Here is a 13,831-nt window from a genome sequence, read left to right as displayed (position 1 = left end):
CCGAGTGCCAACGTTGTGCTCTTGGAAGGGGAGACGAGGACGATGCCGACACCAGAGCAACCCAGTCTAATAGTTCGACAGAAATCCCCTGAGAATATCGAGTTTCCGTTTGCGTCGCTCTCCGATTGGCTGATCCCAACCGAGCTGTTCTTCGTGCGAAACCATTTCCCGTCGCCGGACCTCGATGCGCGAGACTGGAGATTGCGCGTTGGCGGGGCGGTGGAGCGGCCGATCGAACTTGACCTCGACAGCATCAAGGCGATGCGGAGCACGACTTTCACCGCCGTCGTCGAGTGCGCAGGGAACGGCCGCGTCTACTATGTGCCGCCGAAGGAGGGGTTGCAGTGGCAGAACGGAGCCGTCGGCAATGCTGCGTGGACAGGTGTTCTTCTGCGCGAGATTTTAGAAATGGCGGGCGTCAAGCGAACCGCACGTGAGGTTCTGCTCGTAGGCGCAGACAGCGGCGTCGTCGACGCGAACAAGAAAACGGCTTCTCCCGGCCCCATCGCTTTTGCGCGCAGTTTACCGCTTGAGAAGGCCATCGCTGACAGCACGATCCTTGCCTATTCGATGAACGAGGAGCCGTTGACGCGCGATCACGGCTACCCGCTACGCGCGGTCGTGGGTGGCTGGTTCGGCATGGCTTGGGTCAAGTGGATCACTGATATCACGGTTGTGGAACAACCGTTCCTTGGCTACTGGCAGGCGCGCGACTATTTCCGTTGGGAGCGCAGCCTCGGGGAACCCAGGCTGGTCCCCCTCGCGGAGATGGAGGTCAAAGCGCAGATCGCGCGTCCCGTGCAGGGGGCGCGTCTCATCGCCGGCCAACCGTATCGGATTTTCGGAGCCGCCTGGAGCGGAGAGGCTGTTATCCGGCAGGTGCAGGTCTGCACCGGAGATGGCAGGGGCTGGCGCGAGGGAAGGCTCCTCGAAACAGAACGTCCCTTTGCATGGCGCTTGTGGGAGTACATGTGGACCCCTGAAGAAGTGGGGCGATATATACTGCGATGTCGCGCGATCGATGGGGCGGGGTGCGTGCAGCCCGACCTCCAGCGTTCCGACTGCGAGAGCTACGCGGCCAATTGGATCGTTCCGGTGGAGGTTACTGTCGTTCCCGAGCCACAGACGTACGAGGAGGAATTCGTGATCTAATCACCCGCATGGGGCGGAATGGCGGCTTTTGGCGCAACTGCGACCCGCGTTGTCACATGCGTCATGTCCGCTTTGCAGCAACAGCGACGGGTGGGTGGCTCGATGACCATTATGACGGCGCAAAGCAGCCTTGTCCTTCGACAACGAAAAAAGTCCGCTTCGGGCCGATTTCGTTGAAAAAGTCGGCGCGGTTTGGGCCTGCGCCTTGAGACGATAGATGGTCAGCCAGGTTTTGCGAGGGTTTGCCGCCTTTAAGCTGGCTTGGGCTCCGGCATCGGGATCAGTTTAGCGAGCTTTCTGAGGTTTTGGGCGGTGGCTGCGAGATGGAATTCATCCCTTGCGCCATTCGGCCCTCTTAATCGCAATCGATCCAGTTTGAGAATGCGCTTGAGATGGGCAAACAGCATCTCGATCTTCTTCCTCTGCCGCCTCGACGTCGCATAGGCGTCCGTTTTGGCGATATCGCGTGCCATGTCCCGCGCGCCCTCATGGATTGATCGCGGAACCTTTCGTGCCGGTTCCTTCGGGCAGCATCTCGCTTTGAGTTCGCAGACCTCGCAGTCGCGTTTGCTGGCGCGATACAGGAACTGGTTGTCGTTGACGACGGTGCCGCTGGTGGTCAACACCTTGTCTGCAGGACAGCGGTAGATGTCATTCTGCCGATCCCACGTGAAGTCTTTTCGCGAGAATGTGCCATCTGTTCTGCCCGACTTATCGAAGACCGGAATGTGCGGCTCGATGCCTTGCTCGTGCACCAGCCAACCGAGCATTTCTGCCGATCCATATCCGCTGTCAGCGGCGAGCCGGGCCGGATAAAGGTCAAACTCCGTTCTGGTGCGCTCAATCATACGCTTGGCGGCTGTAACCTCTGCTTGGCGAATGGCGGTTGTCGTCTCGATATCGACGATGATCGCGTGGTCGAGATCGATCATGTAGTTGGCGGTATAGGCAAAGAAGGCTGCCCCGCCGTTGGCGGCAGTCCAACGTGCCGCAGGATCGGCAGGAGAGATGAACTTCGGTGTGACTGCGGTTGCTGACCCGAACGCCGCGTCATCCAAGGCTGCCACGTATTCCTTGACGGCACGATTGGCCTTCTCCGGCACCGTCCAGGTGGTCCCTTCGATACCGCTCTGGCGATTGGCATCTGCCTTGATAAGACTGCCATCCACGGCAAAGCCTTCCCCGCCAACGAACCCTTCTTCCATGCAGCGAGACACAACCATCCCGAACACACGTCGAAAGAGATCGCACTCCCTGAAGCGCCCGTGACGGTTCTTCGAAAAGGTCGAATGATCCGGTACCCGGCCATCAAGACCGAGACGACAGAACCAGCGATATGCCAAGTTCAGATGGACCTCTTCGCACAACCGACGTTCCGAACGTATACCAAAGCAATAGCCGACGAGCAGCATGCGGATCATAAGCTCCGGATCGACCGATGGCCGACCCGTGTGACTGTAAAAACCCGCCAGCTCTCCCCGTACTGCCGACAGATCAACGAAGCGGTCGATCGAACGAAGCATATGATCTGCGGGGATGTGACCTTCGAGTGAAAACTCATAAAACAACATCGCCTGATCGACTTGCCTCGGTCCCAGCATCTGCTTCGCTCCACTTCAGATATTCGAAGTGAATCAGCGTTTTGCGATGTAGGCAACATCGGAGTTTTTCAACACAATCGGCCGAAAGCAGACCATTCCTCCATCATCATCCAGTGGCGAAGGTAAACCGACGACCACCGATCGAGCCCGTGCCGCTTCCCTTCTCTCGCTTCGAAGAGCGAGTAACGAGAAGGACCCACCTTCGCCGTTACTGCGGTGAACGTCCCTTCGCTCGACTTTGGCCCTCACAAACGCTCCACCAGCAGACCTGCCGCCAAGGCATGAAAAGCCTCGACCGCCTTTGGCAGCACGCTCTGCGGATCTTCGCTGGCGGCGATCCAAAGCGCAGCATTGAGAGCCGCGCCGCTCAGCAACCGGGCCGCCGCCTCCGGGTCAAGCGGCTTGAGGATGCCTTGGGCGATCAAGCGCTCCACCGTGCTCTTGGTCACCTGCAGACAATTGTTCTGGCTCGGCCACTGCGAGGGATCCCCCAACACCGCAGGTCCGTCGAGCAGGACGATGCGCTGGACTTCCGGATTGAGCGCCATCTCGATATAGGCCGCCCCCTCGGCGAGCAGGCCCTGCCAATCGGCCCCCGCGCGCGCGCCGATCTCCTGAGCGCGCACCGCCATCTCCGTGTCGATCTGATCGACAACCGCCGCCAGCAGCCCGCGCTTGTCTTGGAAGTTGTGGTAAAGCGCGCCCCTTGTCAGTCCGACATCGGCCGTCAGCTCGTCCATGGAGGCTGCGGAGTACCCCTTTTCCGCAAATGCCTTTCGCGCCGCCGCGATCAATTTGACGCGGTTTTCCTGCATCGTTTCGCTGCGCTTCTTCGCCATTCCATTCCTCAATTTCATATACGAAGCGTATCTGGACTTGACATACGCTCTGCATGCCGCATATTTCACATACGAACCGTATACCAAATTGGGCGCGAGCTGTGAAGCGTTACGCCGCGCTCATCGGTCGTTGTCAACAATGAAGAGAGATCAGAATGACCCAACGCGAAGCAATCTTTCCTGCCAACCGGCACGCCCTTTACGAAGAGCATGGCTACTCCGCCGCGATCCGGTCCGGCGATCTGCTGTTTGTCTCCGGACAGGTCGGCAGCCGTCCGGACGGAACACCCGAACCCGATTTCGAGCAGCAAGTGCGGCTCGCCTTTGAAAACCTGAAGGCCACGCTGAGCGCCGCCGGCTGCACGTGGGATGATATTGTCGATGTCACCAGCTTCCACACCGATCCTGAAAACCAGTTCGGAACGATCATGGCCGTCAAGCAGGAGATTTTCAGCAAACCACCCTACCCGAACTGGACTGCGCTCGGCGTCAACTGGCTCGCCGGCTTCGACTTCGAGATAAAGGTCATCGCCCGTATTCCGTGAAGTCACTGACATTGCCGGGGCCGCATCCGTTACCGCAAGAAGTGCCGGCAGGAAAGTGGCCCCGCGCCTCCACCCCCTGGGATATTTGACAGCAGCACAACTTTAGGAGTTAGAGGACCGACCTCACACCGAGAGGTTTCCTCAAGGCGCTCGTGGATCGTCGGTTACCCCACACCGTTACTGCCTGCTTACATTGCCCCGGCGCCGCAGAGAATGAGCCGCAGCGTGCCGCCCTGCCATATATTTATAAAAATCAATTGCATAATCTCTGGGAACAAAGATCTCTCCTGCGTGTTTTGAGCGCATGGATCGTCATCTGATCCGCAAATGGAGAAAACACCTATGAAGAAGATCGTCTTCGCGGCGGCAATTCTCGGCGCGTCTGCCATTGCAGCCTTTGCCCAAACCACACCCGCTCCATCCAAGGATGGAAATACACCTGCGGTTGCAACTCCAGATACCAAAAATCCGGCCGCGCCCGTTGAGGGCGCCAATAGCTTTACCGAAGCTCAGGCGAAGGATCGCATTGCGGAAGCGGGCTACACCGACGTCAAGGATCTCAAGCTCGATGACAAGGGGATCTGGATGGCCTCCGGCATGAAGGACGGCAAAGCCGTCGCCATCGCCCTCGATTATCAAGGCAACATCGTCGCCAAGTAACCCAAGGAGAAGCATGATGAGAACTGTAACCGGACTTTTCGACGACTATTCGGACGCTCGCTCCGCCGTCAGCAAATTGGAAGCGGCAGGCATTCCCTCAAGCGACATCAGTATCGTCTCCAACAAGGCTGGCCGCATCGATCGCGACTCTGACGTTGGCGAGGATGCCGCGACCGGCGCCGGCATTGGCGCTGCCGTCGGTGGCGCCGGCGGCCTGCTCACCGGACTGGGCCTGATGGCCATCCCCGGTGTCGGGCCGGTGGTTGCCGCAGGCTGGCTGGCCGCGACTGCGGCCGGGGCTGTCGCCGGCGCCGTCGCTGGCGGTGCGGCTGGTGGCCTGATCGGCGCCCTCACCGACTCCGGCGTCTCGGAAGATGATGCCCACCTCTATGCCGAAGGTGTCCGCCGTGGCGGCAGCTTGGTCACCGCCAAGGTCGACGACACCCGCGCGCCCGAGGCGCAGGCTATTCTCCAGGGTTCAAACTGGGTCGACCCGATCGAACGCCGGCGTGCCTATAACGAGCAGGGATGGACCCGGTTCGACGAGACGCTCGATCCATACGCCCCCGAGCAGATCGCGCAGGAGCGCGACCGCTATCGGCGGACGATCTAACCGGCCTTGAGTTCAACCCTCCTTGCACGTCGCAAGGAGGGTTGAAGCGTTGATCTCACGCATGATGTCTCCTTATCGCTCACGCGGTCCCGGCGCGGTTTTGGGCTACAATCTCATTGTGAGTAAGGCTGCCGCCTTTTTCCATGAAGACCTTGATTAGGGCCTCGCGGTTACCCGCCGAGCGGGTTTGGTCAGCTTTTTCGAGCGCCGCTTGCAGTTCGTCAGCAGTCAGTTCCGTGCAATAGGCAGGGGTGCCTGGCTGTTGTCGCCATGAGGTCTCAAGGCTCCCGGCATCGAGGGCGTCGAAGCCCGTCGCCTCTACCAGTTGCATGACAAGCAACTTCTTTTCGAGGTCATCACCAGCTACCGGAAGGGCGATGCGGCCGGGTTGCGACTTGTCTACGCCTTTTTCCGCGAGAGTCGCAGAAAGCACCGCATTCCAGGCTTTTATGATCGGTCGCCTGATCTGCTCGGTGACCCAGACCGCTTCCGGTTTGCCATCATCGACGTCGGTGATCGTTCCGTCACGGAACGGGTAGTAATTGGACGTGTCTACGACAACGACGTTCTCGGGAACATTTTCGAACAAATTGGCAAGATCGCGATGAGCCGAAAACGGGATGGAAAGGATCACAATATCCACCCCCGTCACGGCATCTTGCTTGGTCGTTGCCGTCGCACGAACGTCCGCAGCGAGGTCGCGGATAGATTCCGGGTCCTTTGAGTTGGCAAGTTTGACCTCGTGACCTGCCGCCGCGAGCTTGCGTGCCAGCGTTGCCCCAATGTTCCCTGCGCCGATAATTCCGATGTTCATACCATTTCCCTGCTGTGAATATTGCATTCAACGCACCCCAACGGAGGCGTGACTTGTTGTGCTCCGAAGAATAGGTTTAACTACCTGGTACGGCAAGAACCGACCAAAAAGTGGGTAACCCGCCTAGAGGTAAGTATGGCAGTTGAACGAGACTGGCGCTGCGACGACCCGAAGCAGCGAATGGTATGGGCGGCGGCAACTCGGGATGCTCTGCGGGCTCTTGAAGGGAAGTGGAAGATCGTCATCATCTGCCAGCTTTTCGCCGCAAAGGGTCCGCTAAGATTTTCGGAGCTCGAAAAGCGCGTCGAGGGCGTGAATCAGAAGATGCTGATCCAGCAACTCAAGGAGTTGGAGAAGGACGGTATCGTGACAAGAACCGTCTATCCACAGGTCCCGCCAAGGGTCGAATATGCACTGAGTGAGATGGGGATCGCACTCGGTCCATCCATGGCGGAACTAATCGACTGGGCGTTCATGCGACGTGACGCGCGTGCCGCGGTGCCGCAAGATCCGGCGTAAGCGATGAAAACCATTTCGGTGGCTGTCCGTTGTGCATCGCCTGATCACAAGGAGGCCGCGACCTCGAGCGACGCTGGCGCCGGGTCGTCTACCGCACCACCTTACGAACTCGGGGTTCGGACGACGAGATCAAGCCATCTTCCAGCAACACTCTGGCTGCATCGCGGTTTGCGTCCACTATAGCAGGATCGCGCGTCGATTGTGCGATCACGATCGCGCCTTGGAAGAGCGACAGGATCTGGAGCACGGCTCTTTCGGGTTTGCTGAATGCCAATGGCTCGATGAGTGACGCAACAAATTCATGTAAGCCCCTAAAATACGCGCCGATGGTCGCCTGTACGTCTGGGGAGTTGGCCTCCGGTCCGAACTCGGCTAACCCCTTTACGAATGGGCAGCCGCGGAAAGAAGGCGAACGGAACGGTTCCTCCAACGCGTCAAAAATAGCGAGGACGCGCTCCAGCGGCGATAGTCCGGTTCTTTCAGTGGAGGTCACGAGCATCTGAAACCAGATGTCACTTTTGTAACGCAAATAGGTGGCGATCAGGCTGGCCTTCGATGGAAAGTGTTTGTAGAACGTCATCTTGGCCACGCCGCTTTCGGCAATGATGCGGTCGATCCCGACAGAGTGGATGCTGAACCGGTAAAACAGGTCCGATGCCGTCTTTAATATACGTTCTCGCGGGGCGAGGGCGTTAAGCGGTTGTCCCTCCACATCCACAAACTCAAGCACGCTGCGCGTTTGCATCTTCCATCACCTCAGATTCTTCGCCCGCATATAGACAGACTATTCTGTCAATTTTAGGATTGCAAGTACATACAGGTCTGTCTATATGGTGCGACGCCCCTTAGATTTCAGAGAAGGACTTAAGATGAGCGGAAAAGTCGTTGTTGTGACCGGCGCGAGCAGTGGTTTTGGAAAACTCACGGTATTGGAGCTTGCAAGGCGGGGCCATACGGTGGTTGCGACCATGCGGGACGTCGAAGGACGAAATGCCCAAGTGCGGAGCGATCTTATCGACGCGGTGAAAGCTAAAGGGCATGTGCTGCAGGTCCTTGAAATGGACGTTGCCGACGAGGCGTCGGTCAATTCGACGATCGACCAGGTCGTTAAGCAGCACGGAAAGATCGATGCCCTGATCAACAATGCCGGAATAATGCCCGTCGGGGTCACGGAAGCCTACACTGTCGCGGACGTCGAACGGCTATTTGCGGTCAACTTCTTCGGCGCCGTGCGGGCCGACCGCGCCGTTCTGCCGCATATGCGTGCCGCCGGCAGCGGACTCCTCGTTCATGTGACATCGCTGATGGGTCGGGTGGTCTTTCCGTTCTTCGGCACCTATTCCGCGAGCAAGTTCGCGCTCGAAGCGCTTGCCGAAGCCTATCGGTACGAGCTGAAGAGCTTCGGAATCGACTCTGTCATCGTCGAGCCAGGGCCATTCCCGAGCAACCTTCTTTCGTCCAGTCCGGAGCCGTCCGACGAAAGCGTGCTGGCATCATATGGCGAGGTCGCGGCGATCCCGGGCCAAATCAAAGACAGCTCCAGCCACGCCCACGATTCGGCCAATCCACCTCGACCCCAAATGGTTGCCGATGCCATCGCACGGCTGGTCGAGGCCACGGAACGGCGTCCATTGCGCACGGTCGTCATGCCTGAGGGCATGGACCTCGGTGTCCAGCGGCTGAACGACGCGGTAAGCCCAATTCAGAACGACCTGCTCAGCGCGCTCGGCATGTCGAGCATGATCTGACACTCTGGGGTTGGTGGGTGGTGCCACCTGCCGCCCTTTGAGGGGGCACTCTGGACCCGTTTGTGCGCTAACGTCGTCGCATATGGCTTCGCTCGATCCATACGCCCCCGAGCAGATCGCGCAAGAGCGCGACCGGTATCGGCGGACCGCCTAACCGGCCTTGAGTTTCAACCCTCCTTGCACGTCGCAAGGAGGGTTGAAGGCCCATTGCGAGCTCCACGCCTCCCCCGCACCCCTTCCCTGATCCCCCTCGCACGGCGAACAGTTGGCGGACGCGCTTATAGGTGCATCTGCCAATAACAGAAAAGACCGCCTCATGACGGTCTCTTCCTATGCATTTCCACGATATATCAGCGACGCTGGACGGCCGCCGCTGCCTTGCGGATGACATCGATGACCACGTCGGGTTGAGAGAGCATCGGCACGTGGCTGCTTTCCACCTCGGTCACCGTCGCGTTCATACGCTTGGAAACCCAGCGCTGGAGATCGGGGTGCACCGTGTGGTCCTGCGTCGCCAAGACATACCAGCTTGGCTTGGACTTCCACGCGATCTCGCCGGCACTGAGCTTTTGCTGGTTGAACAGATCGGCGACCGGCGCATAGTGCGTGGCCCATACAAGCTTCTGCTCTTCCTCCGAGAGGTCTCCAGCGAAGAACTTGGTTCCGCTCGGCAGCATCCAGGCCCGGCCGTCCGCTGCCTCGACATGGTTGAAGATGTCCGACGGATACTTGGCGAGCTGATCCTGCACGGTCTCGCCGACATCCGGGGCGACCGCGGCGATGTAAACCAGACCAACGACACGCTCGTCGATGCCGGCGGCCGTGATCGTTGCGCCGCCGTAGGAATGCCCGACGAGGATGACGGGGCTGCCGACACGATTGAGCGTCCGCTTAACCGTCGCCACGTCCTCCTCGTAGGAGTCCAGGCCGTACTGGACGGCGATGACTTCGTGCCCGTCCGCCTGCAATGCAGGGATGACTTTGCTGAAGCATGAGCCATCGGCCCAAATGCCGTGGCAAAAAACGATGGTGGGTTTCGGTGATGTAGACATGATCCTGTTCCTTCTTGGATTGGGTAAATAATTCCGTTGGGGGGCAAGCGAGCCAACGGCTTCTTTCGAAGCTTTTGTGACCAGGCGATGTGCGCCGGGTCGAACTTGGTCGAACAGACACACTCCGCTCAGGAATGGGCCGCTCAGGAATGGGCCGCTCAGGAATGGGCCGCTCAGGAATGGGTCGTCGTTTCGCCGCTGTGGCGAGGTCGTTCCGGAATATGTTGTTTCGAATGATGCTTCGGCTTGGGACCGAATTATCAGTCAAAAGACGCGGCGGCGTTGGCGATGAACTCGGCAACGACTTTCGGTTGTGAAAGCATAGGCAAGTGGCTTGCCTGAACAACCATGATCTCGGCACCCATACGTTCGGCTGAATCCTGCTGTACCGCGGGCGGCATCGTGTGGTCGAGCGTTGTGACCATGTACCAAGAAGGCTTGGTGTGCCACGCGCTTTTTGAGATCTTCTCTAATTTACTGCGTGTTCCAAGCGGTCCCTGAGTGGCGTAGACAATATCGGCTTCTGCGGTCGGAAGATCCTGGCCCAGGTATTTGCGCACCCCTTCGCGGGTGAGCGTAACATGCGCGTCGCCCCAGGGCCTCAGTTCATTCACAACAGCCGCAGTCGCATAACCGCTCCACCAGTCGTCGACGGACTGGCCACTGTCTGGCGCAGCGCCGGCGATGTAGACGAGGCCGGCAACTCGGGCATGGTTGCCCGCCTCGGTAATGACCGCGCCACCATAAGACTGCCCCACGAGGATAACCGGACCGTCCTGCATTTCAATGGCGCGATGAACAATCGCCACGTCCTCAGAGAACGAGGTCAATGAAATCTGAACAGCGATTGCATCAATGCTTCGCTCCGACAGTAACGGTATAACTTTATTCCAAGAATTACCATCGAGGAAATATCCGTGCACAAGAATAACGTTTCTAATATTCACGTTTATATCTCCTGCCTTGATGTCGTCTGCTGGCAATACATATGAACTACCTTGGAGATTAGGTCATGGCATTTTATTGCTGCATATGGGATGTTATTGCTTAAATTAGGACAATGAGACGAAAAATCTGCTTTTTCGCTTGATGAGTATCGAAGTTACCTCGCGTATATGGTAGTTTATTGATTACTTTGTATATTATTGTTATAACTCTGACAAATGCCGGCGGCCCTGTGCGCGTGCATATGCAGCAGGGGTGCTACCTACGACCTTTTTGAAACGTCGGGTCAGGTGGCTTTGATCGACAAACCCAAGCTTGTCGGCAATATCGGCCAACGATATTTCGGCTGTCTCGATCAATGACTTCGCTTGTTCAATTCTGCATTGCTCCACGTATCGCGCAGGCGTCATGCCAATCTCTGCTTTAAAAACCCGGATGAAGTGAAAGCGGCTGAGACCGGTTCGCTTCGCGAGCGAGGCGAGGTCAGGAAAGTCGTGTGTTGTCCGCCCAAGATGCTCGATTACCCGTCGGATGGCTTCCCTGTCGCTGATTTCGCCGGTGTGATCGGAGACTGTGTAAACACCATACGTTGTAACGAAATGCACGGTTAGCGCTTCCGCAAGGTGACGCAACAGAGGCATCCGCCATTCAAAATCCGGCTTGCGCATCTCCTCGAGGATCGCGCCGCCGATGTACAGTGCAAACAAATCGTTGGCGTGAAGGATAGAACCCGTCTGATCATCCCTGCCGCGGAGGGGCTCACGCAACCGGGAGCCATCGCTGAGTTGCTCCGGGTCGATGCCGATCCGAAGCATAGGCGGGATAGCGCCCCCAAGCCGTGCTGGGCTACCGGCCGGGACAACAATCAGATCCCCTGCTCTGCAAGATACCTCGCGGGACGCTATGTGCGTTTGAAAACGGAATTGCCTTGATGATCCCAGCGCCACCAACACTGCATGATGATCACACCCAGGCACAACCAGTTCGACGCCGTGGCTCCCGTCTCTCACATCAAAGTGCAGGCCGCGAGAGGTAGACGACATGCCTGCCGTCGATATGGGCCAGCCGCCGAGCTGGGCTCGGATTTCACCGATACCAGACAGCTCACTCTGGCCCTGGTTCTTCATCTCTTTAGCTCCGTATTTAGGCCAGAATTTCCTTAGCGTGATACCGCCGCAAGAATCATGCACCGTTACGAACCTGCTGCGCAACATTCAACTTTGCTGCAAAGCTCCGCCTTTTTAAGCGGCGCGATTGCAGTTGGGATCATGGCATAAGGGCGAGGAAATGCCTTGAGGAATACGAACATTCGTGTCCTGCACGGCGCGGGCCCACGGCATGGAAAGTTCGGGACGCTTGCGCTTCCTGCGCGAGTGGGGTAAACACTGAACTATATGGTTCAGTATGTAAGCCCTCCCCTCGATCTCTCGTTTGCGGCGCTGTCCGATGCGACCCGCCGCGGGATCATCGATCAGCTTGGGCGAGAGGACGCGTCGATCACCAGTCTCGCGGATAAGTTCCAGATGACGCTGACCGGCATGAAGAAGCACGTCCAGGTTCTCGAGCGGGCGGGGCTCGTCGTCACGCAGAAGGTCGGACGGGTGAGAACCTGCAAGCTTGGGAAACGCGGCCTCAAGGCGGAGGCCGAATGGATCGAGGCGCATCGCAAGCTGTTCGAGGCCCGCTTCGAAGCATTGGACGACATCATCAGCGAATTGAACCGGGAGGGACGTGATGAGCCAGCAAGTTGACAGTGCAGGTGGTGCTGAGAACCGCACCTCAGTCGAGCGCAGAGGGGATCGCGAACTCGTCGTAACGCGGACATTCAATGCGCCGCCGAGCACGGTTTACAGGGCGTGGAGCCAGCCCGAGCTGTTCCAGCGCTGGTGGATGCCAAAATCGGCATCCGGCGTTTCGCTCGTATCGTGCGATATGGACGTCCGTACCGGCGGCAAATATCGGCTGGAATTCGGCGCCGGCGGTTCGGACACCATGGCCTTCTATGGCAAGTATCTCGAGGTGGTGCCGAACGAGCGCATCGTCTGGACCAACGACGAGGGCGAAGAGGGCGCGATCACGACCGTGACCTTCGAGGACCAAGGCGGGAGGACACTAGTGACTTTCCACGAGGTCTATCCGTCCAAGGAGGCGCTTGAGGAAGCACTACAGGGCTCGGCGGTCGCATTGCCGGAGCAGTTGGAGCAGCTCGACGAATTGCTTTCCAGCATAGGCGAGTAGCGCGGGTCGGGAAACGTCTGCCCTTGGGAGGTGACTCCACCGGCCTTTCCGGCGGGAGCGGGGCGCAAAGCAGCCTTATGCTTCGATAGCGAAAAAAGTCCGCTTCGGGGCCGTTAGCGGCCTGGCAGCTTTTTGGCTGCCGAGGAACGACAGCTGATGATCAACCCCCGGGGTTACGGTCTGAGAACGGCCCAGACCGGGCCCTCGCAGGCCCATTGCATGCTCTCCAGAATTAGGCTGGGACCAAGCCACGCACCACACGGAACATCATGGGAAATGACCGGGGTCCATCGGGCAAGCCAACCAGATACCCCGCACAAACATGCTGTTCGATCGAACCGCGGGCGTCGTCCGAAAGTGCCATCAATATGCTTGTGATGCTGCCTGGGCCGTCGGTGAACGTAGCCCAATAATCCGCGAAGGACGCATACTCGCAATCCACGACAACGGGAATCTCCGTCACGTCGACGAGGCCGATCTTCCGCCACAACGTCGCCTGACCATCAGGCCAGAAGAGCTGGCGCCCCGCCCGCATGGATCTCAGCCTGGCGAAGTCGGTCTCAAGCACGGCGCCGGTGTTGATGACGAGATCGAAGGCGGGCATGCCGCCCAAGAACTGAGTAACGGCGGACGCGACGACGCCACCTGGACGGGTCACGCGCTTCATCTCGGCAACCACCTGTTCAATTTCCGGGATAACGTCCAGGGCCAGCGTGGAAGCGGCCGCATCGAAAAAGTTAGTGTCGAACCGCATGTGCCGGACATCGCCGTGTTCATAGGCGATATTGGGGTGGGATCGTCGACGGCGGGCTCCTTCCAGGTATCCCTCCGATGCGTCAACACCGATCACATGCGCTCCCGCCTCGGCCAGTGCTTTCGACAACACACCTGTCCCACATGCCACATCGAGCACGCGACTGCCCGGAGCAATATTGGCACGTGTGAGAAATGGGCTTGCCAGATGTTCGCTCCAGCGCCCTATGAATGTCTCGTAGACGTCGGGATCAGCCCAATTATATCGTAGTTCTGCGGCTTCCATGGCTTGCCATCCTCCCTCGATCAAGAATGGATCGTAACACGGCCATTCGGGTCGCGCATATCGCCG

16 protein-coding genes are annotated in these 13,831 nt (G+C 58.5%); 8 read left to right on the top strand and 8 right to left on the bottom strand.

The window, feature by feature from the left end; genetic code table 11:
• Positions 1-42: 42 nt before the first annotated feature.
• Complete coding sequence (locus CUJ84_RS04015; RefSeq protein ID WP_245457523.1) at positions 43-1,152, top strand: sulfite oxidase; 1,110 nt, start codon at positions 43-45, stop codon at positions 1,150-1,152.
• A gap of 251 nt (positions 1,153-1,403) precedes the next feature.
• Here the strand turns inward: CUJ84_RS04015 and CUJ84_RS04010 are convergent, their stop codons facing one another.
• Both CUJ84_RS04010 and CUJ84_RS04005 read right to left on the bottom strand, forming a co-directional pair.
• Positions 1,404-2,753, bottom strand: a complete 1,350-nt coding sequence (locus CUJ84_RS04010) for a transposase (protein WP_105005272.1) — start codon at positions 2,751-2,753, stop codon at positions 1,404-1,406.
• Positions 2,754-2,998: 245 nt separating this feature from the next.
• A complete protein-coding gene (locus CUJ84_RS04005; RefSeq protein WP_105005271.1) occupies positions 2,999-3,610 on the bottom strand; it encodes a TetR/AcrR family transcriptional regulator in 612 nt (203 codons plus the stop codon).
• A 137-nt stretch (positions 3,611-3,747) separates the two neighbouring features.
• On the opposite strand from CUJ84_RS04005, the gene CUJ84_RS04000 reads away from it, so the two are divergent.
• The 3 genes from CUJ84_RS04000 (at position 3,748) to CUJ84_RS03990 (ending at position 5,410) form a co-directional block, all read left to right on the top strand.
• On the top strand, positions 3,748-4,137 hold the full coding sequence (locus tag CUJ84_RS04000; protein WP_105005270.1) for a RidA family protein: 390 nt from the start codon (positions 3,748-3,750) through the stop codon (positions 4,135-4,137).
• Positions 4,138-4,479: 342 nt separating this feature from the next.
• Positions 4,480-4,797, top strand: coding sequence for a PepSY domain-containing protein (locus CUJ84_RS03995; protein ID WP_105005269.1), 318 nt, complete (start codon positions 4,480-4,482; stop codon positions 4,795-4,797).
• Between the two features lie 16 nt (positions 4,798-4,813).
• Positions 4,814-5,410: a general stress protein gene (locus CUJ84_RS03990; protein WP_105005268.1), complete on the top strand. Its 597-nt coding sequence runs from the start codon at positions 4,814-4,816 to the stop codon at positions 5,408-5,410.
• Positions 5,411-5,489: 79 nt separating this feature from the next.
• Here the strand turns inward: CUJ84_RS03990 and CUJ84_RS03985 are convergent, their stop codons facing one another.
• Positions 5,490-6,224, bottom strand: coding sequence for an NADPH-dependent F420 reductase (locus tag CUJ84_RS03985; protein WP_245457522.1), 735 nt, complete (start codon positions 6,222-6,224; stop codon positions 5,490-5,492).
• A gap of 135 nt (positions 6,225-6,359) precedes the next feature.
• Here CUJ84_RS03985 and CUJ84_RS03980 point away from each other — a divergent pair, with 135 nt between their 5' ends.
• On the top strand, positions 6,360-6,743 hold the full coding sequence (locus tag CUJ84_RS03980) for a winged helix-turn-helix transcriptional regulator (protein WP_105005266.1): 384 nt from the start codon (positions 6,360-6,362) through the stop codon (positions 6,741-6,743).
• Positions 6,744-6,831: 88 nt separating this feature from the next.
• Here the strand turns inward: CUJ84_RS03980 and CUJ84_RS03975 are convergent, their stop codons facing one another.
• Complete coding sequence (locus tag CUJ84_RS03975) at positions 6,832-7,488, bottom strand: TetR/AcrR family transcriptional regulator (RefSeq protein ID WP_105005265.1); 657 nt, start codon at positions 7,486-7,488, stop codon at positions 6,832-6,834.
• Between the two features lie 124 nt (positions 7,489-7,612).
• Between CUJ84_RS03975 and CUJ84_RS03970 the strand changes: the two genes are divergently transcribed.
• Complete coding sequence (locus CUJ84_RS03970; RefSeq protein ID WP_105005264.1) at positions 7,613-8,491, top strand: SDR family oxidoreductase; 879 nt, start codon at positions 7,613-7,615, stop codon at positions 8,489-8,491.
• A 350-nt stretch (positions 8,492-8,841) separates the two neighbouring features.
• Here the strand turns inward: CUJ84_RS03970 and CUJ84_RS03965 are convergent, their stop codons facing one another.
• The 3 genes from CUJ84_RS03965 to CUJ84_RS03955 form a co-directional block, all read right to left on the bottom strand.
• A complete protein-coding gene (locus CUJ84_RS03965; RefSeq protein ID WP_105005263.1) occupies positions 8,842-9,543 on the bottom strand; it encodes an alpha/beta fold hydrolase in 702 nt (233 codons plus the stop codon).
• A gap of 260 nt (positions 9,544-9,803) precedes the next feature.
• Entirely contained in the window at positions 9,804-10,490 is a 687-nt protein-coding gene (locus CUJ84_RS03960; RefSeq protein ID WP_105005262.1) for an alpha/beta fold hydrolase, read from the bottom strand.
• Positions 10,491-10,691: 201 nt separating this feature from the next.
• Positions 10,692-11,615 carry a helix-turn-helix transcriptional regulator gene (locus CUJ84_RS03955; protein WP_199788767.1) on the bottom strand — a complete coding sequence of 308 codons (924 nt, stop codon included), beginning with the start codon at positions 11,613-11,615 and terminating at the stop codon, positions 10,692-10,694.
• Positions 11,616-11,882: 267 nt separating this feature from the next.
• Between CUJ84_RS03955 and CUJ84_RS03950 the strand changes: the two genes are divergently transcribed.
• The gene (locus tag CUJ84_RS03950; protein WP_105005261.1) at positions 11,883-12,239 is read left to right on the top strand and encodes an ArsR/SmtB family transcription factor; all 357 of its coding nucleotides are present in this window, start codon (positions 11,883-11,885) and stop codon (positions 12,237-12,239) included.
• A complete protein-coding gene (locus CUJ84_RS03945; protein ID WP_105005260.1) occupies positions 12,223-12,726 on the top strand; it encodes an SRPBCC family protein in 504 nt (167 codons plus the stop codon). The genes CUJ84_RS03950 and CUJ84_RS03945 overlap by 17 nt, the downstream gene beginning before the upstream one ends.
• Positions 12,727-12,958: 232 nt before the next feature.
• On the opposite strand, the gene CUJ84_RS03940 is transcribed toward CUJ84_RS03945, so the two are convergent.
• Complete coding sequence (locus CUJ84_RS03940) at positions 12,959-13,765, bottom strand: class I SAM-dependent methyltransferase (RefSeq protein WP_105005259.1); 807 nt, start codon at positions 13,763-13,765, stop codon at positions 12,959-12,961.
• Positions 13,766-13,831: the final 66 nt, after the last annotated feature.

Origin of the sequence: Rhizobium leguminosarum, assembly GCF_002953715.1 — a bacterium.
In the GTDB taxonomy this organism is placed as follows: Bacteria; Pseudomonadota; Alphaproteobacteria; order Rhizobiales; family Rhizobiaceae; genus Rhizobium; species Rhizobium leguminosarum_V.
This window is presented reverse-complemented; position numbering and strand designations above follow the sequence as displayed.